23 protein-coding genes are annotated in these 23,352 nt (G+C 37.7%); 5 read left to right on the top strand and 18 right to left on the bottom strand.

The window, feature by feature from the left end:
* The first annotated feature begins 19 nt into the window (after window positions 1-19).
* The 4 genes from obgE (at window position 20) to IW22_RS17510 (ending at window position 3,714) form a co-directional block, all read left to right on the top strand.
* Window positions 20-1,003, top strand: coding sequence for a GTPase ObgE (gene obgE / locus IW22_RS17525; RefSeq protein ID WP_034728920.1), 984 nt, complete (start codon window positions 20-22; stop codon window positions 1,001-1,003).
* Window positions 1,004-1,006: 3 nt separating this feature from the next.
* The gene (locus IW22_RS17520; protein WP_034728919.1) at window positions 1,007-1,780 is read left to right on the top strand and encodes a hypothetical protein; all 774 of its coding nucleotides are present in this window, start codon (window positions 1,007-1,009) and stop codon (window positions 1,778-1,780) included.
* Window positions 1,781-1,844: 64 nt separating this feature from the next.
* Complete coding sequence (locus tag IW22_RS17515) at window positions 1,845-2,333, top strand: DUF6438 domain-containing protein (RefSeq protein ID WP_034728918.1); 489 nt, start codon at window positions 1,845-1,847, stop codon at window positions 2,331-2,333.
* 88 nt (window positions 2,334-2,421) lie between these two features.
* Complete coding sequence (locus IW22_RS17510; protein WP_034729144.1) at window positions 2,422-3,714, top strand: DEAD/DEAH box helicase; 1,293 nt, start codon at window positions 2,422-2,424, stop codon at window positions 3,712-3,714.
* A gap of 57 nt (window positions 3,715-3,771) precedes the next feature.
* On the opposite strand, the gene IW22_RS17505 is transcribed toward IW22_RS17510, so the two are convergent.
* The 8 genes from IW22_RS17505 to IW22_RS17470 all read right to left on the bottom strand — a co-directional run bounded on the left by IW22_RS17505 (window position 3,772) and on the right by IW22_RS17470 (window position 12,456).
* Window positions 3,772-4,905: a hypothetical protein gene (locus IW22_RS17505; protein WP_165571900.1), complete on the bottom strand. Its 1,134-nt coding sequence runs from the start codon at window positions 4,903-4,905 to the stop codon at window positions 3,772-3,774.
* 30 nt (window positions 4,906-4,935) lie between these two features.
* On the bottom strand, window positions 4,936-5,700 hold the full coding sequence (locus tag IW22_RS17500; RefSeq protein ID WP_034728914.1) for a TatD family hydrolase: 765 nt from the start codon (window positions 5,698-5,700) through the stop codon (window positions 4,936-4,938).
* Window positions 5,701-5,704: 4 nt separating this feature from the next.
* A complete protein-coding gene (locus IW22_RS17495; protein WP_034728912.1) occupies window positions 5,705-6,232 on the bottom strand; it encodes a DUF4269 domain-containing protein in 528 nt (175 codons plus the stop codon).
* Entirely contained in the window at window positions 6,225-7,184 is a 960-nt protein-coding gene (locus IW22_RS17490; protein WP_034728910.1) for a GSCFA domain-containing protein, read from the bottom strand. Before IW22_RS17490 ends, IW22_RS17495 begins: the two co-directional genes overlap by 8 nt.
* A gap of 73 nt (window positions 7,185-7,257) precedes the next feature.
* Window positions 7,258-8,229 carry a polyprenyl synthetase family protein gene (locus IW22_RS17485; protein WP_034728908.1) on the bottom strand — a complete coding sequence of 324 codons (972 nt, stop codon included), beginning with the start codon at window positions 8,227-8,229 and terminating at the stop codon, window positions 7,258-7,260.
* A gap of 552 nt (window positions 8,230-8,781) precedes the next feature.
* Window positions 8,782-9,924 (bottom strand): inorganic phosphate transporter, encoded by a 1,143-nt coding sequence (locus tag IW22_RS17480; RefSeq protein WP_034728906.1) that lies wholly within the window; start codon window positions 9,922-9,924, stop codon window positions 8,782-8,784.
* A gap of 19 nt (window positions 9,925-9,943) precedes the next feature.
* On the bottom strand, window positions 9,944-10,582 hold the full coding sequence (locus IW22_RS17475) for a DUF47 domain-containing protein (protein ID WP_034728903.1): 639 nt from the start codon (window positions 10,580-10,582) through the stop codon (window positions 9,944-9,946).
* 149 nt (window positions 10,583-10,731) lie between these two features.
* Entirely contained in the window at window positions 10,732-12,456 is a 1,725-nt protein-coding gene (locus IW22_RS17470) for a DEAD/DEAH box helicase (RefSeq protein WP_034728901.1), read from the bottom strand.
* Between the two features lie 614 nt (window positions 12,457-13,070).
* Between IW22_RS17470 and IW22_RS17465 the strand changes: the two genes are divergently transcribed.
* On the top strand, window positions 13,071-13,733 hold the full coding sequence (locus tag IW22_RS17465) for a DUF2461 domain-containing protein (RefSeq protein WP_034728899.1): 663 nt from the start codon (window positions 13,071-13,073) through the stop codon (window positions 13,731-13,733).
* A 508-nt stretch (window positions 13,734-14,241) separates the two neighbouring features.
* Here IW22_RS17465 and IW22_RS17455 read toward each other — a convergent pair.
* The 10 genes from IW22_RS17455 to IW22_RS17410 form a co-directional block, all read right to left on the bottom strand.
* On the bottom strand, window positions 14,242-15,300 hold the full coding sequence (locus tag IW22_RS17455; RefSeq protein ID WP_034728895.1) for a diphosphomevalonate/mevalonate 3,5-bisphosphate decarboxylase family protein: 1,059 nt from the start codon (window positions 15,298-15,300) through the stop codon (window positions 14,242-14,244).
* 78 nt (window positions 15,301-15,378) lie between these two features.
* Window positions 15,379-17,148, bottom strand: a complete 1,770-nt coding sequence (locus IW22_RS17450; RefSeq protein ID WP_034728893.1) for an AMP-dependent synthetase/ligase — start codon at window positions 17,146-17,148, stop codon at window positions 15,379-15,381.
* A complete protein-coding gene (locus IW22_RS17445) occupies window positions 17,145-18,158 on the bottom strand; it encodes an NAD-dependent epimerase/dehydratase family protein (protein WP_034728891.1) in 1,014 nt (337 codons plus the stop codon). The genes IW22_RS17450 and IW22_RS17445 overlap by 4 nt, the downstream gene beginning before the upstream one ends.
* A gap of 494 nt (window positions 18,159-18,652) precedes the next feature.
* Complete coding sequence (locus IW22_RS17440; RefSeq protein WP_034728890.1) at window positions 18,653-19,657, bottom strand: MvdD family ATP-grasp ribosomal peptide maturase; 1,005 nt, start codon at window positions 19,655-19,657, stop codon at window positions 18,653-18,655.
* Complete coding sequence (locus tag IW22_RS17435; protein WP_034728889.1) at window positions 19,650-20,606, bottom strand: MvdC/MvdD family ATP grasp protein; 957 nt, start codon at window positions 20,604-20,606, stop codon at window positions 19,650-19,652. The genes IW22_RS17440 and IW22_RS17435 overlap by 8 nt, the downstream gene beginning before the upstream one ends.
* An 82-nt stretch (window positions 20,607-20,688) precedes the next feature.
* Window positions 20,689-20,922 carry a microviridin/marinostatin family tricyclic proteinase inhibitor gene (locus tag IW22_RS17430; RefSeq protein ID WP_034728888.1) on the bottom strand — a complete coding sequence of 78 codons (234 nt, stop codon included), beginning with the start codon at window positions 20,920-20,922 and terminating at the stop codon, window positions 20,689-20,691.
* A gap of 48 nt (window positions 20,923-20,970) precedes the next feature.
* Window positions 20,971-21,210, bottom strand: a complete 240-nt coding sequence (locus IW22_RS17425) for a microviridin/marinostatin family tricyclic proteinase inhibitor (protein WP_034728887.1) — start codon at window positions 21,208-21,210, stop codon at window positions 20,971-20,973.
* Between the two features lie 46 nt (window positions 21,211-21,256).
* The gene (locus IW22_RS17420; RefSeq protein ID WP_034728886.1) at window positions 21,257-21,499 is read right to left on the bottom strand and encodes a microviridin/marinostatin family tricyclic proteinase inhibitor; all 243 of its coding nucleotides are present in this window, start codon (window positions 21,497-21,499) and stop codon (window positions 21,257-21,259) included.
* Between the two features lie 115 nt (window positions 21,500-21,614).
* Window positions 21,615-22,394, bottom strand: a complete 780-nt coding sequence (locus IW22_RS17415) for an alpha/beta fold hydrolase (protein WP_034728885.1) — start codon at window positions 22,392-22,394, stop codon at window positions 21,615-21,617.
* Between the two features lie 105 nt (window positions 22,395-22,499).
* On the bottom strand, window positions 22,500-23,219 hold the full coding sequence (locus tag IW22_RS17410; protein WP_034728884.1) for a pyridoxine 5'-phosphate synthase: 720 nt from the start codon (window positions 23,217-23,219) through the stop codon (window positions 22,500-22,502).
* Window positions 23,220-23,352 lie beyond the last annotated feature (133 nt).

The raw sequence follows: 23,352 nt of genomic DNA, 5'->3' as shown, positions 1-23,352 counted from the left end.
AACCCGCAACACAAACTATATGTCTAACTTTGTAGATTACGTAAAGATCCATTGTAAAAGCGGACACGGAGGTGCAGGTTCTGCCCACCTTCGCCGTGAAAAATATATTCCTAAAGGCGGTCCGGATGGAGGCGACGGAGGTCGTGGCGGACACGTCATCATGAGAGGAAATGCTCAGGAATGGACTTTACTTCCACTTCGATACACCCGCCACATCAAAGCGGAACGTGGTGAAAACGGAGCGAAAAGCCAGCTGACCGGTGCTGACGGTGCTGATATTTATATCGATGTTCCAATCGGGACCATTGCTAAAAATGAAGAAGGAGAAATTATCGGCGAAATTCTTGAAGACAAACAGGAAATCACTTTGATGCTTGGAGGAAAAGGTGGAAAAGGAAATGAGCATTTCAAATCTTCTACCAACCAGACTCCAAGATATGCACAACCGGGAATGGATGGTGAGGAAGGATTTGTGGTTTTCGAGCTTAAAATTCTAGCCGATGTAGGTTTGGTTGGTTTTCCTAATGCAGGAAAATCTACACTTCTTGCGTCTGTATCAGCGGCAAAACCTAAAATCGCCAATTACGCATTTACAACGCTGACCCCCAATCTTGGTATTGTGGATTACAGAAATTACAAATCATTTGTAATGGCTGATATCCCGGGAATCATCGAAGGGGCTGCTGAAGGAAAAGGTTTAGGACACAGGTTCTTAAGACATATTGAAAGAAATTCTATCTTATTATTCTTAATTCCCGCTGATTCTGAAAGTCATTTTCAGGAGTTTAAAATTCTGGAAAATGAATTGACGGAGTACAATCCTGAACTACTGGATAAAGATTTCATCATTTCGATTTCCAAATCTGACCTTCTGGATGAAGAGCTGAAAAAAGAAATCGCAGCTGAATTTCCGGAAAACAGAAAACCGTTATTCTTCTCCGGTGTTACGGGAGAAGGCCTTGTAGAACTGAAAGACGCAGTCTGGAAAAAACTTCACGGATAAAAGATGATACAGTCATTAAAGAAAATAACAGCACCCGCTGTTATTTTTGTTTCATTTCTTCTGCCCTCCTCGGCTTATGCTCAAGGGGGTGATTCATTCGTGGAAGCACCCAGATTGGATGAACCGGCACCTTTCAGTGATAAAGCGTTTTTCAGGTTTGAATTCAATAAAAGATTAACCTACAATAAAATTGCTGATCAGGGTACAAGTAATGAAGTAAATGAGGTGATCGAATACTATACCAATGACACGGACCTGTCTGTTCTTTCTTTTAACAACAGCAGAAACGGGTTCATTTACAATTTAAAAAAAGACACCAATCCTGTTCTTCCCGTTCTGATCAAAGACGAAAATAAAGAAATAAAGCCCGGAAATTTTGACTATTTCAAGGGTGATATTCCTTTGGAATCGGAAATTGCGGATATTAAGAAAAGAAAAAAGGCAAAAACCGATCAGGTACTGGAATTGGTGGAAAAGAAAGCAGACAACGATCTGATTCATTACAAGTACAACCTTATTCATAAAGGAAAAACGAATGTCGCAGTGATTGAACTGGACATTGCCAATACAGATAAGGACTTCAATAACAATATCCTGTTTGATATGGAACCTTTGTTCTTCAAGAATAAAATATCCTTTGACAAAGGGGAAATCAAGAGCTATTCTTATTACAACACTGCCAAAAAGAGAACAAAGTACTATGAATCAATGAATATTGACCCGGTACTTATACGATTATCATTCACCAAAGGCTGTTGTGTTTCATCTCTGGAATAAGTTCACTGCTGAACCCAATTCTATTTGGAATAATTATTGAAAGAACCCAGAGAAACCATTCCCTATGAAATATGTATTGAGCCTTTGTGCACTGATATTTTTATTTTCCTGCACTACACAGAAAACGGAATCACAATATTCCAAAATTGAATATCAGGCAGGCGCATGTTTTGGATCCTGCCCTATTTTCACGATGACCATTAATCCAGACAGGACAGCAATACTGGAAGCAGAACACTTCAATTTCTCCAAAGATTTTTCAAAAGGAGAATTTTCAAAACCACGGGAAGGAACTTTTAAAGCCGTAATTAAAGACTCTGACTACAAGAAGCTCGTTTCTTTACTGAACGGTCTTGATGTTAAAAACCTTCAGGATAAGTACGGATCAAGAAATATCACGGATCTTTCCACGTCCTATCTGAGAATTAATTTTACGGATGGAACTTCCAAAAATGTAGAAGACTATGGCAAAAGAGGAAGTGAAAAGCTGAGAAAAGTCTACCTCTTCATTGAAGACCTGAGACATAACCAGCAGTGGACAAAAGTAAAATGATCCGCTTAAAAATATTTAGACTACCTTTGCACCGTATAATTCCTTCACATTGAGGGAATTTTATTTTAAATTAAAAAAAACAGTTCATTTGAATTTTACAGACCTAAACTTAATAGAACCTATTGCAAAAGCAATTGAGGAACAGGGATATACAAACCCTACGCCCATTCAGGAGAGATCTATCCCTGAAATCTTAAAAGGCAGCGACTTTTTAGGATGTGCACAGACAGGAACGGGAAAAACAGCGGCGTTTGCTATTCCTATTCTACAGAATTTATCAAAAAATAAGACCAAAACCAATCATATAAAAGCCCTGATCTTAACGCCGACAAGAGAACTTGCCATCCAGATCGAGGAAAACATTAATGCATACGGAAAATATCTTCCGCTTAAACAGCTCGTTATTTTCGGAGGTGTAAAGCAGGGAAATCAGGAAGCCGCCCTTAGAAAAGGAATCGATATCCTGGTAGCAACCCCGGGAAGACTTCTGGATTTTATCGCTCAGGGAATCATCAGCTTAAAAAATATTGAGATCTTTGTTCTTGATGAAGCTGACAGAATGCTTGACATGGGTTTCGTACATGACGTAAAGAGAGTGATCAAACTTCTTCCACAGAGAAGACAGACATTATTCTTTTCTGCAACCATGCCTTCTGAAATTCAGAAATTAGCAGATTCTATCCTGAATAATCCTGTGAAAGTAGAGGTAACTCCGGTTTCTTCCACTGCAGAAACGATTAAGCAGGCGGTTTATTTTGTAGATAAAGATAACAAACTGAACCTTCTTTCTCATATTCTGGAGAACGAGATCGCTGATTCTGTACTGGTATTTTCCAGAACGAAGCATGGTGCGGACAAAATTGCCAGAAAACTTCAGAAAGACAATATCTCAGCAGAAGCCATTCACGGGAATAAATCTCAGAATGCGAGACAGAATGCCCTGAATAATTTTAAGTCCGGAAAAACAAGGATTCTGGTAGCTACAGACATCGCTGCAAGAGGTATTGACATTGATGAGCTGAAATATGTGATCAATTTCGAACTTTCCGACGTTTCTGAAACCTATGTTCACAGAATCGGAAGAACGGGAAGAGCCGGTGCTGAAGGATCTTCAATCTCTTTTGTAGACAGTCTTGACCTTTTAAACTTAAGAAATACAGAAAAGCTGATCGGGAAGAAAATTCCTGTGGTAAAGGATCACCCTTTCCATACTGAAAATCTGGTCGCACAGAAAAGAGATTCCAATAACAAGCCTATGGCAGCTGGAGGTGGAAGACCAAGGTCTCCTAAGCCTCAAAATAATAACAATAATAAGCCGGCCGGAAGCACTCCTACAGGGTTCAAGAAACCTAAGAATAAGAATTTTACCAGAAAAAAATAATATGAAAGCCCTTTCCAACGAAAGGGCTTTTTTTTATATAAAAATTCAAGGGAGGTACTAAATCCCTTCTATCTCTTTCCGAACTGAAAAGCAGTAAGCCACAATACTGAAAGGCAGGCAGGCCGCCAGATAGGTGGTTGAAAAAAGGTTATCCTGAAAACCAAATCCGAAAAGCAGATACTTTTCCGTTACAAAACTAAGCATCGTTAAGAAGACAATGTAGGCCGAAAAACAGAAGACATCATTTATTTTTCTGACATAAAACGATAACAATAAGGCGGCTGCCAGAAAAACCAGCATGACCCATGTATTACTCTGCCCCTGAAGCGTCAGAGGATTGTGTTCAATGATATACTCAAGATTTTTAGCAGGAAAAAAGACAGTAAATAAAAGGACAGCTACGGTCAGCAGAAAGGCTGCTACGGTTTTTATTTTAGACTTCGTATTGGTTGCTAAAAAAGGTTTAAGCAGGAAAATAATCAAGGGAATAACGACTACACTTCGGGTCAGAAATAAAACACCCAGGCATATTCCTAACAGCACCGGTTTCTGAAAATAATTTTCTTTAAACTTAGTATGCCAGAAAAGGATAAATGCAGCTGCGAAAATAAAGGATGATATAAAATCGCTCTTGCAGACTGCTTCGTAAATATAAGCCAAAGATATTCCCAACATTAATATGGCTGTGAACCTGATCAGGTTGCTTTTAAATTCCAGCATCACAGCATACGAAAACAGCAGAAAAGCAGCTACCTGAAGATAACCTACATTTCCCAAAAGATAAGCAGGAAGAGCCATCAATAGCTGCCCCGGAAGATAGGAGGACAGATTCCCCATAAAATTTCGAGTATCATAAATATATTTTCCGTGAATCCAATGATCTAATGAGAAATCCAATGTCTGCCAGCGGTCGATATTCAACTGGTAAGGATCTTTTAAAACATGGCATAAAGCTATATAACCTACTCCTAAAACACCCGTCAAAAGATAGACGAGCTTTACATTGATCTTTTGGGTCAACAGTTCATTCTTTCTGAGAAAAAACAGTAAAACATGTACAGCAGTAAAAGCAATAATCAGAATACTGATTGGAACCAATGACTGGCGGATCCCATATTTGGTCAGGAATAAAAAATTAACCACAAAATAGACTGCAAATAGCATTAAACTGTTGGCTTTATTGTCTTTCATATAGGTTAAAGTTTTATTCATCTGAAATTCTTAGTTTCCAAAAATTCTTACTGCATTTTCTGTAGTAATTCTGTCGATTTCTGTAAAATTTTTGCCGTAGATATTCACTAATTTTCCGGCTACCAGATCAAGGTAAGAACTTTCATTTCTTTTCCCTCTGTGCGGAACCGGAGCCAGATAAGGTGAATCTGTTTCCATGACGATTTTATCCAATGGAATTTCATTCAGAAACTGATCGATCTTTCCGTTTTTAAAAGTGACAACACCTCCGATTCCCAATATAAAATTCAGATCAATCGCATGCTTAGCCTGCTCCAAATCTCCTGAAAAGCAATGAAAAATACCACGAAGTTTCGGATGTTTTTTTCTCTCCAACACCTCGAATGTTTCATCAAAGCTTTCTCTGGTATGGATGACGATAGGAAGGTCTTTTTCTATGGCCCAGTCGATTTGTTGTTCAAAAGCTTTAACCTGAATATCCAACGTAGTTTTATCCCAGTAAAGATCGATCCCGATCTCTCCTATCGCAGGGAAATCTCTTTCGTCCAGGTAGTTTTTAACGGTTTCAAGTTCTTTCTCCCAGGATTCCGGCTTTACATAGCATGGGTGAAGTCCCATCATGGAAATAATCTGTCCGGGATATTCTGTTTCCAGCTGAAGCATTTTCCCATGGGATTCTGAATCGATAGCGGGAAGATAAAACTTCGTGATTCCTTTTTCTACAGCCCTTTGGATGGCTTCTTTTCTGTCTTCATCAAATTCTTCTGCGTATAAATGGGTATGTGTATCAATCATTTTCTTAAAATTTTAACAGATCTTCATAAGGGTTTTCCAGTTCCATCAGCAGGCCGAACGCCGGCTCCGTCTTCATTCCCTGTTTCTTCAGTTCTATTATTTTATGTTTAAAATCTTCTCCTTTTTCCTGTAATATTCTGTATTCTGCCACCATATGACGGTAGGCATTCTGTTCAGTGGACGGTTTTTTCTGTCCGAAAATCTCTATGGGAAATTCTTCAAGCATAAAGTTCAGGACAATGCATTTTTCTCCGCGTACCACAATATTTTCAACTTTTACATAGGTATCTCCCGGCATTAATCGCCTCATAGCGATTTCATCTAAAAAGTCTTCTTCACATTCAAGATCTACTTCACAAATAATATCCAGATCGCTGCTTTCGATATCAATTTCAATGGGAATTGTTCCCGCCAGAACTGGAGAATAGTCTTTTAATTTTTCGAAAACCTGATATTTTTTCAGGACATCATAGGCTCTTTTCTGTCTTTCATTGCCAGATTTCAGGTATTCAATATGAGTAAAATCAATCATTTAAAAATATTTTATGCCTTACTTTTTCGCGCTGAGCTTCAATCCTTGCATCAAGCTTTTCTCTGAACTCTATATATTTCGGATCCTTATCATCATCTGTTCTGTGTTCCAATGCTTTATTGATCTTAAAACTTTCTTTGATAAAACTTTTCGTCGCATCCGAAAAATAGGCTTCCCCGAACTTATCAAAGATGTAATTGACAGCCTGCGACGTAGGATGAATCAAATCTTCCTTGTAAAAACGGTAATCACGCAGATCATCCATTAAGATCTCATAAACGGGCAGATAATGACAGTTATTCAGCTGCAAAAGTGCTTCATGCACGGCTGTGATCAGTTTGGATTTGCTCAGTTGGTTTTCAATCATTCCATCTTTGGTATGACGTACCGGCGAAACGGTAAACAGGATCTGTACATCATCACGGCAGATATCTTTGAGGTTTAAAACCGTATTATAAATGGAATCCGTAAGTTCCTGATGCGAAAGCAGCCTTTTTTCAAAAAACTTCTGCGGGATCTTGTGACAGTTGGCAGCCAGCTTTTTCTTAGGAATAAATTCATAAATAAATGAAGTTCCGTACGTGATGATCACCCAACCAGCATCCTGCAGAAAACGGTTTCCCACTTCTATTCCGGCATTGATTGTATCCAGAGTCTGGTGGATATATCTTCTGTCGAAGCTGCTGTGATGGTCCAGAGAGATAAATTCATCATTAAATGTGATGAGCTCATCTTCGGTATAAAACTCGGAATCATGAAGCCTTTTGACCGCATTACTGATCGAAAACGGATTAAAGATAGTCCCGAAAGGATTATTCACCGTCTGAAGCTGTCCCTCTCCCAGCAAATCTGTCATTTCAGAAGCAAAACAGGATCCTATTGAAAATATTTTATCTTCGATATCAATCTTTTTTTCCGATGGGGGAATGTCTACTTCGGTTCTGAATTTCATAAATTGATTTGATAATTTGATAATACGATGATGTGATGATGTAACCAAATCATCAAATGATCACATCACCACATTAACTCTCTCTTCTCAACAGGTAGTTTGCCAGTTCAGCAAAAGGTTTTTTCTTGTCTTCCGGGATATTGATCTTCTCAAGGTAGCTCTGTCCGATCTCGTTGTGTTTCTGGATCAGGCGTAATGCTTTCTCATCAACTTTCGTTCTTCTGAAGATCTTTTCTACGCCATATACTTTGTCGATATTATCGGTTTTTTTACCGTACCAGTGATCCAATTCTTTTCTTTCTTCGTCTGTAGCGTGTTCTCTTGCTAAAAGATACAGGATGGTTTTTTTGTTCTCGTAAATATCTCCGGCATGTTTCTTCCCAAACTGTGCCTGATCTCCGAATACATCCAGATAATCATCCATAATCTGGAACGCAATACCGATGTGTTTTCCGAAATTGAAAATAGCTTTGGCATCTTTAAAATTAGCTCTTGCAATAAGTGCCCCTATTTCAAATGACGATGCACTCAGAACTCCTGTTTTGTACGTAATCATTCTGATGTAGTCATCATAAGTTACATCTTCCTGAGTTTCAAAATTGATGTCATACTGCTGTCCTTCGCAAAGAAGAAGTCCGGTATGGGTAAATATTCTGATACACGCTTTGAAGATTTCAGGTTCAAGATCTTCAAAGAATTTATACGCTTTCAGCATCAGTCCGTCTCCGGAAAGAATCCCGACATTGATTCCGTGTAGGGTATGAATGGTAGGTTTATTTCTTCTCAAAGGGGCTTCATCCATAATATCGTCATGGATCAGGGTGAAATTATGGAAAAATTCGATCGCCAGCGCCGGTTTTATGGCCTGTTTCAGATCTCCGCCGAACAGGTCGCACGCCATCAGCACCATAATAGGACGAAGACGCTTTCCGCCGTGGGAAATGATGTAGTTCATCGGGTCATAAAGTTCTGCAGGCTTGTCTTTAAAAGTATACTTCGTGATGGCTTCAGCAACGATTTGCTGGTATCTGTCTAAAAATTCCATAAAATCTTATAATTTGAACAAAAATACAATTTTTCGAGGCTTAGTCTCAAAACTTGAGGAGTAAAATAAAAAATAAAATACACTCAAACCTTATAGGTTTTGAAAACGTATAAAGTTTCTTTAACTAAAATATACCTTTTGTTATTTTTAAGTTCTTTTTTTAACCATAAAGGGTGTTTATAATGATGTGCTCTCGCAAATTTAGCTGATGGAGCAGATTCTCATCTCACGCTTTTTAAACATTAAGATCAATGAAGCAAGTAAGGTTAGTTAAGAAAAAATCCAATGATTTTTTTTAGTTGTACGTCTTACAGCGAAGCTAAAACTTAATATACTTAAAAGCTTAACAGAATCTTAATGGTTTAAAGTTTTTCTCATGCAAATCTTGCAGACAAAGCAGATTAACAAAGATAAAAAATCTGCATCATCTGATTAATCTGCGTGAAATTGTAAAATCATTTGACCAGTCTCCATTCTCTTTTTCGAGGCTTTATAAAACAAAAAACTTTGCCCCGGGGGACAAAGTTTATATTATATATTTCAACTTTTAAATTAAGTTAAAAACGTTACAGCAAGATAAGTAATCGCAGCAACAATTGCCGAAATAGGAATCGTTAGTACCCAAGCCCAAAGAAGACTTACGGTAATTCCCCATCTTACGGCAGAAATTCTCTTCGTTAATCCTACCCCGATGATAGAACCGGTGATGGTATGTGTTGTAGATACAGGAATACTTAACTGATCTGTAATAAAAAGCGTGATCGCTCCAGCAGTTTCAGCACTTACTCCTTCCAATGGAGTCACTTTTGTAATTTTCGTACCCATTGTTTTGATGATCTTCCAACCTCCACTCATTGTTCCTAAACCAATCGCAAGGAAAGATACTAAAGGAACCCAAAGATAATGCTGGGCAAAGTAATCAAAACGACCTGCAGAAGGGATATTCAGATAAACAGGGTCATGAAGCATCTCTACGTGATAGTAGATTAAAGCTGCCCCGATAATCCCCATTACTTTCTGAGCATCATTCAGACCGTGACCTACACTGAAAAGCGCTGAGGAAACAAGCTGTAATCTCTTGAAAGACTGATCTGCTTTGTAAGGGTTTGATTTTTTATAAAGGTGAACAATAATTAATGTAATGATGATGGAGATCACCATCCCTATGATCGGTGCCATAAAAATGAACAGGAAAATAGGAATTACTTTATCAAACTTCACAACACTCTGAGTAGTCAGTTGAAGAAAAGCCTGTTTTAGTGTAGCAAATAAACCTAAATCCGGTTGTGCAGCTACCACATCATGATAATCCAGCATAAAAGCATGCATAAGCGCTGCTCCTAAAAATCCTCCGATCAGCGTATGAGAAGATGAAGAAGGGATACCAAACCACCAGGTTAAAAGGTTCCAGGCAATGGCTGCCAGAAGACCCGAAAAGATCACCTCAAGTGTGATGAAATTCTCATTAACCGTTTTAGCGATCGTATTTCCAATCCTGAATTCACCTATCACATAGGCTGCTAAAAAGAAAGCTGCAAAATTCCAAAGGGCTGCCCAAAGTACCGCCTGAAAAGGGCTTAAAACCTTGGTAGAAACAATGGTTGCAATGGAGTTGGCCGCATCATGAAAACCATTAATATAATCGAAAATTAAAGCCAGAGCAATAATAACCGTAAGTAAAATCGGAAATTCCATTTCTGTTAGTTATAATTGTTTAAGCGTATTTAATCATGATGTTCTCAATCGTGTTGGCAACATCTTCAGCTTTGTCAGTTACTATTTCAAGATAATTAAGTACAGATGAAACTTTGATAATGTTGATGGCATCATTGGTTTCAAACAGGTCTACCATTGAGTTGGAAAGCAGGTCATCTGCAATGTTCTCAATAGAGTTTACTTTGATACAAGCTTCTTTCACCTGATCCATATTCTTAAACCCTTTAAGGTTTTTCATCGCATTCTGAATCTCAAGACAAGCCTTGTGAATCAGTAGTGAGAAATCTGAATACGCCTTCATCTCAGGCGATTTGTATAAGAAAATGTATTTTGTGGAAGCGTAGATGTAATCAGCGATATCATCAAGGCCGGTTGCCAGGGTGTGAATATCTTCACGGTCGAACGGCGTAATGAAGTTTTTTCCTAATTCAACGAAGATCTCATGCGTAAGCTCATCATTTTTGTGTTCGTAGTCGCTCATTCTTTTTAACATCGTGTCGTCGTTAAGATCGAAATCTCTGATCCCGTTGTTAAAGTCTTCCGACATTGCAACTAAATTCTCCGTTACCTTTTCAAAAAGTACAAAGAAGATTTTATCTTTTGGTTGAAAAGCGTGGAAAATATTACCAATTCCCATTTTTATGTATTTATAATTTGGTGCAAATTTCCTAAAAAAGGATTTGCCCTGAAACTATATGACATTAAGTTTTGTTAACATACGATTAACACCTGATTATCAAACAAAAAAACCGGCTAAAAGCCGGTTTGTATAGTGTAGTATGAGTATTAATTAGCCTCTTCAGCTCTCATATCTTTTCCTTTGAATTTCATTGATGCAATATTACTCAAAAGCTCTCCTTTGAATGATTTTTCAATTTCAAAGAAAGAGAATTTCTCTAAAATTTCAATATCACCAATTTCTGCTCTTTTTTTGCTTCCTCCAGCTGGTGAAGTTGCTTTATTAATAATATCCAAAACATCAAGTTTCTTCAATTGATCTTTTTTCCCTAAGTTGAAGAAGAATCTTACCATGTTTTCATTCTTTCTTCTAGGTTTTCCGCCACGTTCTCTTCCGCCATCTCTGCTTCCTCTTACGTCACGGTCTCCACGGTCACGATCTCTTCCTCTGTCACGGTCTCTATCGCGTCCTCTGTCTCTTCTTGAATAATCATCATCTCTGCTGCTCAGTTTCTGCTCAGCAAGGTCATGCTTATCTTTGTAGTAAAGCGCAAGATCTTTCAATTGGAACTGTAGTAATTTATGTACCAGTTCTTCTTTTGTGAATGCACTTAAATCAGGGATTAAGCTGTCATTGAATTCAAAGATATCTTCTTCGTGTTCTGTAAATAATTTTTCAAAAACACCTCCCACCTGAGCTTTGATAATATCATCACCCGTTGGAATAAATTTCTCAACGATATCAATTTTCGTTGCAGATTTGATCTGCTTCAGTTTTCTGCTTTCTTCAGGCTTTATTAGAGCCATTGAAATACCGTCTTTCCCAGCTCTACCGGTTCTTCCACTTCTGTGAACGAATACTTCCGGATCATCAGGTAAAGAATAATGGATAACGTGCGTTAAAGAGTTTACATCCAAACCTCTTGCTGCAACGTCTGTCGCTACAAGGATATCGATGTTTTTCAGTCTGAATTTCTTCATTACCGTATCTCTCTGCGCCTGAGAAAGATCCCCGTGAAGGGCATCTGCCGCATAACCGTTCTGCATTAAGAAATCAGCTACCTCCTGAGTTTCCATTCTTGTTCTACAGAAAAGAATAGAATACTGGTTCGGGTTCGCATCAATCAATCGCTTAAGAGCTTCTTTTTTCTGACGGTATCCTACTACGTAGTATTCGTGCTTGATGTTCTTCTTAACTTCGTTAATAGAACCCACAGAAATACGGTGAGGATTGGTAAGATAATTTTTAGAAATTCTCTCCACTTCTTTATTCATCGTTGCCGAGAACAAGAAAGTCTGCTTTGTATCCGGTGTTTCTCTAAGAATTGTTTCCAACTCGTCTTTGAAACCCATAGAAAGCATTTCATCAGCTTCGTCTAAAACTAACCAATGAATCGCAGAAAAATCAAGTGCTTTTCTGTTGATAAGGTCGATTACTCTTCCCGGAGTACCCACAATAATTTGCGGCTTGTCCTTTAAAGAACGAATCTGATCCATAATACTGCTTCCACCGTAAACCGCTGTGGTTTTGATGTCTTTCATGTACTTGGAATAATTTTTTATGTCTTTAGAAATCTGAAGACATAATTCCCGTGTCGGACAAAGCACCAAAAATTGGATTTTGCGACTCGTTTCGTCAATCATATCCAAAATCGGAAGCGAAAACGCTGCTGTTTTGCCTGTCCCTGTCTGCGCAAGTGCGATCAAATCGCGAATATCTGAAAGAATGAAAGGGATAGTCTGTTTTTGGATTTCTGTCGGGCTTTCGTAACCCAGTTCGCCAACTGCCTTAAGGATGTCAGGACTTAAATTGGACTCCGTAAATAAATTCATTAAATATTTTAAAATTTTTGCAAAGATACAATAAATATTTGATTTGTTTTTGAATAAAGTTCTAAATATGTAAAGTTTAATTCAGAATCCTTTAATATATTTTTAATTTTTAAAAAATTAAATCCAAAAAAACGGGCTTTGCGTTAAAAACATGTTAAACATTATTTTTTTTTATTAAATTGGATTGATTTTTTCGGTATTATTTATGAATTTTCAAAAATAAGACCATTCAATGTAAATTTTTCTTTTTATAACTCCGTTTCTTGTTATTGAAATATTCCCAGTATCCATGCCTTCATTTCAGGATTTACTAACCCGTTAAGAATGTTTAAATTACTGCGAATTCAGGGATTATTTAAAATTATAATTATTTTTTGCAAAATGCAAAATACCTCCCCTTTTCATTGGGTTGCAGCTTTATTTTTATCCTTTTTTAAGTCCAATCATAAAATTCCATGGTTCATTTGACAAGACTTCTATGATGACTTTAAATTTTCAATTCTTAAGAAATAAGAAGACAGAGACCTCCATTTAATTTTGGTCACCATAAGTATATTTTTTAACTTGGTTCATTTAAGTCATATCCCGATTACTATTAAATCCCAAAAAAAAATATGAGCACAATAAAGCCCGAAACATTTACATTTTTAAAAAACCTGACCAACAATAACAACCGTGAGTGGTTTACAGAAAATAAAAACCTTTACACCGAATCTCAGGGAAATGTCATCGCTTTTCTCGATGAACTGATTAAAGAAATGGCTGGATTCGATGAAGAATTAGGCAAGCTTGACGGCAAAAAAGCCCTGTTCCGAATTTACAGGGACACCCGGTTTTCAAAGGACAAAATACCTTATAAAACCAATTTCGGAGCCTCTTTAGGAATGGGAAAAGGCAGCCAGAAAGGAGGTTACTATCTTCATATGGAACCCGGAAAATCTTTTCTTGCCGGTGGTATTTATATGCCTGAATCTTCTGTATTGAAAGAAGTAAGAAAGGAAATTTCTTTATATGGCGAGGATTTTCTAAAGATCATTAATCAGAAGGACTTTAAGAAACATTTCCCGGAGCTTGATCAGGATGATCAACTGAAAAAAATCCCTCAGGGGTTTGAAAAGGAAGACCCGATGGGTGACTATTTAAAGCTTAAAAACTTCATCGTGGTTTATAACCTGAAAGATGAGGAAGTTCTGGATAAAAATGCGGTCAAAAATATAACGAAGATTTTTAAACTGATGAAGCCTTTCAATGATTTCCTGAATACGCCCTTTCTTTAAAACCCCTGAAATACATTTTTTTTAACGCAAAGGTTGATTTTTAGAATGTAAAATTTTAAAGGTACAAAGAGGGAATCAATTTCATTGATTCTGATGAAGCGAATGGGAAACAGATGGTTTAAAATTTCGCGCAGATTATACTGATTACACAGATTTTTAATGTTTAATGATCTATCTGCTTTATTTGTTAAATCTGCGTGAGTAAAAAAAATAAAAAAAACGTTCATATAAACTGATGAAATCTTTATCTGAAATACAATGCTTTTTTTAACGCAAAGGTTGATTTTTAGAATGTAGAACTTTAAGGTTGCAAAGAGGGAATCAATTGGCATTGATTCTGATGAATCGAGTGTACAAAAGAGTCATTAAAAATTCAGCCTAACCTTAGCAAAAGTTTATACAAAAAAAAAAGAATCTGCGTAATCCGTGAAATCTGCGGGAGATATTTCCTCACAATTTTCACGAATTACGCAGATGTTTATATTTATCTACAGAAGAACTGCTTTTTTTAGAATTTCATCACATCCTTCACCACTCCATTTTTTTGCGTGTGCTGAAGCAATTCGGTTTCTATGAATGCTTTGATCTGATCTTCTGATCCATTATTCGGGAACAGCAGATGTACATTGGCTCCGGCATCCAGTGTGAAGAATAACGGAAGACCTGTTTCTCTACGGAAATCCCAAACTTTATTGATCACTTCCATAGTTCCTGTTTTCATCAGGATAAAGGCGGGATCACTCATCATCATCATGGCGTGCAGGGTAAGCGCTTCGTGTTCTACCAATTTGATAAAACGCTCCATATCACCGCTCTTTAAGATCTCTTTCATCGGAACAAAATTCTCTCTTGCCTCCTGAAATCTTCTTTCTGCATAAGGATTGGTGTTCATTAAGCCGTGTCCTACCGTTGAAGAAACACTTTTTTGCCCTTCATGAATCAGTAAAACCCAGTCATTGAAGCTTTTAAAGATCTCATGAATTTCAGCATCCGGATATGGCACAGCAAATAAATCAGAACTTCCTTCCACCTCATCTGACGTTCCCCAAACTACCAAGCCGTTGTATAAGCTTCTGCAAGCACTTCCACTTCCCAATCTTGCCAGAAATGAAGCTTTTCTTAATGATTCCTCTTCAGAAAGTTCATTGGAAAATATTCCGTCCAGTTTCATCAGGCATTTTGCAATAGCTCCGAATCCTGAAGCAGAACTTGCGATCCCGGAACTGTGCGGAAAGGTATTTTCAGTTCTGATGATGTATTTTCCCTTCAGAATCCATGGAAGATACTGTTCGATATTTTTGAAGTATTTTTCGATTTTTTCGGCAAATTTCACCTCTTCATTTCCTGCTAAAAAAGTCTGCACCGAGAATGGTTCATCCGCCAAAAACTCCATAGAAGTATTGGTTTTACAATGATTCAGCGTATAACTGATGCTCGGGTTAGCAGGGATCTGGTTTTCATATTTACCCCAGTATTTGATCAGGGCAATATTAGACGGACAGCTTTCTGAAACTGTCTGGGTATGAATGGTAAAATTTTGTTTTCCTAGAAATTCTTGTGTTGTCATAGTCTGATTTAAAATAATAAAACTCTTTTATTGAACCACAAAAGGAACTTTGCTCCTGTGGTTGATCAAGCTTTATTTCTAATACATTTTCTCTATAATATCCGCGTATTTTTTAAGCACTACATTTCTTTTGACTTTCAATGTAGGGGTAATTTCGCCGGTATTGATATCAAATTCAGCAGGCATCAACGTGAATTTCTTCACTTTTTCATAATCTGCCAGATGAACCTGTAATTCTTTAATTTTTTCTTTATACAAAGCAATAATGCTTTCCTCTTTTACCGCGGTTTCCCAATTGGTAAAAGGAATGTTGTTCTTTTTAATATAATCCTGTAAGAACTCAAAATTCGGAACAATAAGTGCGGAAACGAACTGTCTTCCTTCTGCTACCAGCATGATCTGCTGGATAAAGTTATTATTGGTCAGAAGATTTTCGATCTGTTGTGGAGCCACGTACTTACCGTTGGAAGTTTTCATAAGATCCTTGATCCGGTCTGTGATGATCAGATTACCTTTATCGTCAAATTTTCCGGCATCTCCGGTTTTGAACCATCCGTCTTCTGTGAAAACTTTCTGGGTTTCTTCCGGCTTGTTGTAATAGCCTTTCATGATTCCGTTTCCTCTGGCCTGGATCTCGTCACTTTCACCGATACGGATTTCTACACCCGGTAAAGGTTTTCCGCTGGTTCCATGTTCAAAATGGGTCAATGGGAAAAGGGTAAGCGTGGCCGTTGTTTCTGTCAGTCCATAACCAACTGTTACGTGAATGCCTACAGAATCGAAGAACTTTGTCACTTCAGGAGATAATGATGCTCCGCCACAAGGCAAGAACCACAACCTTCCGCCCATCTTCTCTTTAATTTTACTGAAAACAAGCATATCTGCAATAGATTCTTTGCATTTTAATCCAAAAGGAATCGCCTGTTCTTTTCTTCTCAGTTCTGCAGTCTGCCATCCTGTTGCCAGTGCCCAATCGAAGATTTTTTTCTTTAGTGATGAACCTTCTTCTGCTTTTTCTAAAACTCCGGCATATACTTTCTGGAAAAATCTCGGTACCGCACACATCATCGTAGGTTTCACCTCTTCCAGCGTTTTTGCAATATTCTTCGGATCTTCCAGGAAATAGACCCTTGCCCCGCCGTAAAGACAAAGCAGGCTCCAGCTTCTTTCGAAAACGTGGGTCAATGGCAAAAATGCCAGAGAAAGTTCTTCCTCAAAGTTTTTGAATTTAAAAAACTCGAAATGAGAATCGAAAGCTTTGATAAAATTTCCGTGGGTAAGCATCACTCCTTTCGGGGTTCCGGTGGTTCCGGACGTATAGATTAGCGTCGCTGTATCGTCATTTTCTTTAGGACAGATCTCAAGCTTAGAAGACGATTTGGCTATAAAATCTTCAAGATAAAAACTGTTGAATTCTTTTTTGATCCAGATTGATTTTTTAGAAACAATGATCGTTTCCAATGGACTTCCTTCTTTCTTTAGAATTTCCAGACACGCATCATACTGCTCCTGGTTGCCTACCAATATGGCTTTAGCTGAAGAGTCATTGATGATATATTCCGCCTGTTCTGCATTATTGGTTGAATAAACAGGTACCGTAATGGCACCCATCGCCATGGAGGCCAGATCAAAGATCATCCATTCCGAAGAATTGTCTGCGTAGATCGCTACTTTATCATTTTCCTGAATTCCTGCATTTTTTAATGCATTAGCAGTTTTAAAAACAATTTCACCGAATTTTTTCCAGCTCAGTTCTTTCCACGCCTCATCTTTCTTTTTAAAGCCAATCGCGGATTTCACCGGATGTTTTTCTACATTTTTTAGGATAATTGCTGCTGCAAGATTCATGAATTCAGCTTTTTGTCGTTAATATAATTTTTAAGATGAAAATCAATACTTTCCGTCACAGGAATCAACTGATAACCGATCTCTTTTTTAATCTTCTGATTGGAAATGGTGTTAAGGGATGATATGGATTCAATATTGGATTTCGTAATGATTCTCAGCTTCGGAATCAGCCAGCCGAAAAGGATATTGGCGAGTCTTCCGAGGTTTAACTGAAATTTCGAAAGAATTTTCGCCTCCTTCAATCCTAGCTGTGAACGGATCTGTTTTCCAAGATCTGCATATCTTTTATTTTCAGATATCAGAATAAAACGTTCTCCGAAAGCATTCTTCTCCATCAGATCAATGGAAATCCGAGCAGCATCTCTTACGTCGATATAACTGGTTCCGCCGGAAAATGTAAAGCCGTTCTTTTCAAAAGTAGGGAAAATATCTCCACTGCTTTGTCCCCAGTTTCCGCTTCCAATGATCATTCCCGGATTGACGATGATGGTATTCAGGCCTTCCGCAGAAGCTCTCCACACCTCCATCTCAGCAAGGTGCTTTGAAATGGCATAGGCAGAATGTTCTTCTTTAGGATTAAATTCAGAACTTTCGTCCAATTCTCCATTTTCATTAAAAATATCCAGAACCGCAATGGTGCTTACGTGCAGAAATTTTTTCACTTCTGAACCTTCACAGGCAAACAGCAGGTTTTCTGTACCCTTTACATTGGTATGGTACATTTCTTTTTCATCATGAGGATGGAAACTTACTTTGGCGGCACAGTGATAGACCTCATCTACCCCTTTTAATGCATTCTGCAGAGCGTCGAGATCATCAAAATCTACGTCTACCCATTCGATCTTACTGAAAAGATCATCAGGATTCTCTGTATAGAACCCGTAAGAATGCCTTACATCGTTTAAATTGCTGCCCGGTCTTTTGGAAGCACGCACGCTTTTCCCTTTTTTAAGAAGTTCCAAAACGATCACCCTTCCCAGGATTCCGGTTGCACCCGTTACAAAAATCATTAATTATTTACTTGATTGCTGACTAAAATATGACAATATTTTCGATCCGGCAATTCTTCATTTTCCCGATAGGATTTTATGAAAAACTGCTTATGCAAATTTGCGATTTTTAAAGCAGAATTCCGCTTAATTTAACCAATATTATCATTTTTACAGACTTTATAAATAATTTAACCACAAAAGGGACAAAAGTTTTTTTTGACACTTAAGTTGTAAATAAAAGATTTGATTTGCAGTGGTAAAAAATCTGTTGAATCTGTGTGATCTGCGGGAGATAAATGTTTGAGTGATTTTTGAAACATTAAGAATATGGAAGGGATTAAGTTCCATTAAGAAAAATCAAATAGATTTTTAATTCAAGGTTACTTAAAGCAGAGCTTGAGGGTGGCAAAAATTCAAAGAATTTTTGACGGGGTGGTCCTTTTTTACTTTAAATATAAAAAAAGCCCTTCAGATTAACAAAAGGGCTTTGAGTATTGATTAGTGATGACTTTTTAAGCCATAACCATATTGTTTCTTCTTGGAGCTTTGTCACAAAGAACGTCTGCGATGCTCTTGGAAATCATATTGTCTTCCGTTAAATTATCTAACCAGAAAAATTCACCTGCTGCATTGATCTCAATGAAATAATATTCGTCTTCAGGGGAAACAATGATGTCTATCGCACCATAATCTACATTGTAAACATCTAAAAGTTCAAGGAGCTTGGCTTCAACATCTGCCGGAAGCTCTGTTCTCTCCCACTTCGTCAATAGGTTAACACCATCTTTTCTCCAATCCACTTTAGCATCTTCAGACTGCTGAGAATCTATTTCAAATGCATAAACGTCCTGTCCTACGATGGTAACACGAAGTTCTCTTTTCTTTTCTATCTTTTTCTGAAACTGCATTGGGCAATACACCAATGAATCCAGTTCTTCAAGCTTGTCTTCATTCACCACGTTGGTAAAAACTACACTTTCTACCCCGTCTTCATAAATAGCAAAACCGGTCTGCATTTTTGCCACTACATTCTTGTGCTTAATAATAAACTGTCTGGCTTCCTCCGGATTGTTTGTCAGGCAGGTTTCAGGAATTTTAAGTCCTAATTTAACTGCAATTTTCAACTGTTCCTCCTTGCTGTCCAGTCTTCTGTAAATACCCGGTTTCCCCAGTGCATAAGCATCTACAGACTCTATAAATCCAAAAAGCGTATTGCGGATCTCGCCCATAGCGGCTCCGTAGAATTTTTTATCCAATTCTTCTTTCAGCCCGTTTCCGATGTTGTAAGCTCTTCTGTACCAAATAGCCGCAATATCATCCAGACGGTACTTTTTATCTTTGGTTTCAAGGATACTTACCCATTCTCCATCCTGAAAAATGGTGGACAGTTTGTTTTCTATAGGATACAGATCTACATCGAAACGTACGACCTCACAACCGTTTTTTTCTATGTATTCCGTTACTTTTTCAATTGAAAAATTATCTGCAGTATGCGTAATGATTAGTATTTTATTCATGGGTATTGATTCTTTTTATAAGGTTATCGGCAATTTTTTCTGCAATGGGAAAACCCAGCTCGTTCTGCAGCATTCCCCATTCTCCCTGTGGATTTACTTCCAGGAAATAATATTCCCCGTCTTTTCCTCTGATCATGTCAATAGCTCCGATATAAAGTCCCATTTCTTCCATCATTGAAGTAAGGCCTGACTTTATATGCTCAGGAAGTTCGTAGGCTGACCAGGTATAATCTCCGTTGGCCAGTCTCCAGTCTGCATTCTCGCTGTTGTTGATTTTTCCGGTAAAGAAATCTCCGGCCAGGTAGACAATCCTCAATTCGTAAGCTTTGTCGATATAAGGCTGGAAGATCATCGGGCAGTACGTGATGTCTGAAATATTCTCAAGCGTATCTTCTTCAATGATCATGGTTGAGATCAGATTTTCTCCGTTCATGGTCTTTGCAGTCAGGCTGTGAAGTTTAGCAACTGCTTTTCCGCCGCAGAATTCATGAAAAAAGGCAGTAATCTTTTCTTCATCGTTGGAAAAAATAGTTTCAGTAACGGTCAGGCCGCTTTCTTTGGCCAGTTTTAGCTGAAGCATTTTATTTCCGTCGATTTTTCTTTCATTTTCAAAAGGATTGATCCATGGAATATTTTCCAGAACAGTGATCAGGTTATAGCGAAGGCTTGCGTATCCGCTCAGGAATATTTTTCGGTAGTCTTCATCCAGTTCTTCGGGAGTGCTTATTCCCCAGGCTTTCCTGTGCCATACTCCTTTGATATCTCTGGAATGTATGGTATTTCCGGACTCATCCGTGAGTTCAAATGAATTTTCATTCACACTGATCTTCTGGAAATGATTCATACGGTCCGAATTCAGTCTGAACCATGGAATATTTTTGGAGGTAAGATATTCAAAAAAGATATCGATATTGTAAAAATCCTTTGAGTGGGTGATGCAGAGAATCATGTGCCGCTTTTTATTAAAAAAGGAAACTTAATGGTAAGTTTCCTTTGATATGATTGTATTAATACGATTAATATTTTACGTCTTAATCTAATGGAATTGTTGGAGAATCATCATCCCCGTCAGATGGATATTTCATAGTAACCATAAGATCGTCGTTAGGAGAAGTTACTATATCAACAGCAGGATTAGTAATGGAATCCTTTAAAATGTTTGTTACACCACTCGAAGCTCCTCCTTTTACAGTCTCAGCATCTTTAATTTGCTTTTCAAGGAATGATGCGAAAAAAGGCTTCTTTGTTGATTTTTTGTCTTTCATAATAATTTAGTTTGGGTTTAATATACTTGATTTCTTGTATACAGAAATTTAAATAACACCATCATCACCGTCTGAAGGATACTTCATAGTCACCAAAAGATCCTTGTTCGGACTTGTCACATGATCAAAAATCTGTGCAGTAACATTATCTTTTGAAGGAATGGTCACAACGTCGTTGTCCATATCAGTAATAATTCCGGCTCCTCCCTGAATAGTTTCGGGGTCTTTGATTTGTTTTTCAAGGAATGAAGCAAAAAAAGGCTTCTTTTTTGAGTTTTCGTCTTGCATGGTTATTGAGTTTTAGTTAAAAAAAATATTTCGTTGTAGCGTTTGATTACAAATCTTCCAGTTCTCCACCCTCATCACTGTCAGAAGGATATTTCATCGTTACGATCTGATCTCTTACAGATGATGTAACATTGTCAAGAATTTGGGATGTAATGACATCTCTTGTAGGTACTGTAATCATGTCAACAGTAGGTGCAGTAATTCCACCTCCCTGGATTTTTTCAGGATCATTAATTTGTTTCTCTAAAAATGAAGCAAAAAAAGGTTTTTTTGAGTTTTTCTTTTCCATAAGTTAATATATTTAGTTTTTTGTTAAAACTAAAGTACAAAAATTTCAATACGTGGGGAAATATTATCTTATTTTAAGAAAATTTTAACTAAATAATTGAATAGACGGAATATAATTAATGTAAATCAAGAAATTCTTTCACAACATTCGCGAAATCAACTGGATTTTCAGCCTGAACCCAGTGCCCGGCATTTTTCACAGTGACTATTTTAGCTTTTGGAAATTGCTGCTTAATCCCGTATTCATCCTGTGGAAGGATATAATTTGATTTTTCGCCTGCAATGAATAAAGAATCACCTTCGAAAACACCAAATTTTACGGCATTCGAAACAAATTCGTTATATTTTTCAGATAAAGTTTTAAGATTAAACCTCCAGTCCAGTTTTTTATTGTCATCCCAATAGAGGTTCTTGGCTAAAAACTGTATTGTAGATTTTTCAGGAATATACTGGCTCAACACCGTTTCTACCTCACCTCTTGAACCTACAGTGTTGAAATCTACCGTTTCAAGAGCTTTGATGATTCCCTGATGATGCGGAGGATAAGCCTTAGGAGAAATATCTACCACAATAAGTTTATCTACTCTTTCCTGATATTTCAAAGCAAACTGCATGACCGCTTTTCCACCTAAGGAATGTCCTAATACATGAGCTTTCTGAATACCATAATGATCCATATAGCGGGCAATGTCGTCCGCCAGATCATCATGTGACATACTTTCGGAATGAAAGCTTCGTCCGTGGTTTCTAAGGTCAATTAAGTGTACGGGAAGGTATTCACCCAAGTCTTTTCCAAAACTTCCCCAGTTGTCCAGCATTCCAAACAGTCCGTGAAATACAAGCAGCGGCGTAACCGTAAGATTTTCGCCAAATATTTTTGAGTTTAAGATGTCCATTTTTTTTATTTTAGATATTAGAAGTTAGAAACTAGAAATTAGAGGTTGAATATTTAAAATGCGTCTTGAGCACTAACTTCTAGCCTCTAATTTCTAACTTCTTTTTTACCATTTTGCCAAACGTTTCAGATACGCCTGAACCGTATTTTCAAGTCCCATATATAGTGCTTCAGAAACCAAAGCATGACCTATGGACACTTCAAGAAGATTCGGGATATGGTCTGCAAAATATTTTAAGTTTTCAAGGCTAAGATCGTGTCCTGCATTGATACCCAAACCGAATTCTGTAGCGACAACAGCAGTATCGTAATAAGGTTTTATGGCCTGTTCTTTATTCTCAAGGTAGTTTTTCGCGTAGGCTTCAGTGTAAAGTTCTATTCTGTCTGCTCCTGTTTTTGCAGCATGTTCTACCAGTTCCGGCAAAGGATCAAGAAAAATAGAGGTACGAATTCCTGCGTTTTTAAATTCTGCGATAATTTCCGTCAGAAAGTCTAAGTGCTTCTTGGTATCCCATCCTGCATTGGACGTGATAGCGTCGTCTGCATCAGGAACCAGCGTTACCTGTTCCGGTTTTACTTCCAGAACCATATCAATAAAAGAGCGGTGCGGATTTCCTTCAATGTTGAATTCAGTGGTCACCAATGGTTTCAGATCGTAGACATCTTTCCTTGTGATGTGTCTCTCATCAGGTCTTGGATGGATGGTGATCCCTTGCCCTCCAAATTCCTGGATCTTCACTGCTGCCTCCGTTACACTTGGCGTTTCGCCTCCTCTGGCATTTCTTAATGTCGCAATTTTATTAATGTTTACGCTTAGTTTTGTCATTTCTTATTTAGATGTTATTTTTTTGAGAAATTAGATAGTAGAGGTTAGAAATTAGTTTTTAAGTCTACTTCTATATCTCTAAAGCCAGATCAGAATAAGCGGTCGAATCACACTAAATTCTAAATTCCAGCTT

Source organism: Chryseobacterium sp. JM1, assembly GCF_000737715.1.
Taxonomy (GTDB): domain Bacteria; phylum Bacteroidota; class Bacteroidia; order Flavobacteriales; family Weeksellaceae; genus Chryseobacterium.
This window is presented reverse-complemented; position numbering and strand designations above follow the sequence as displayed.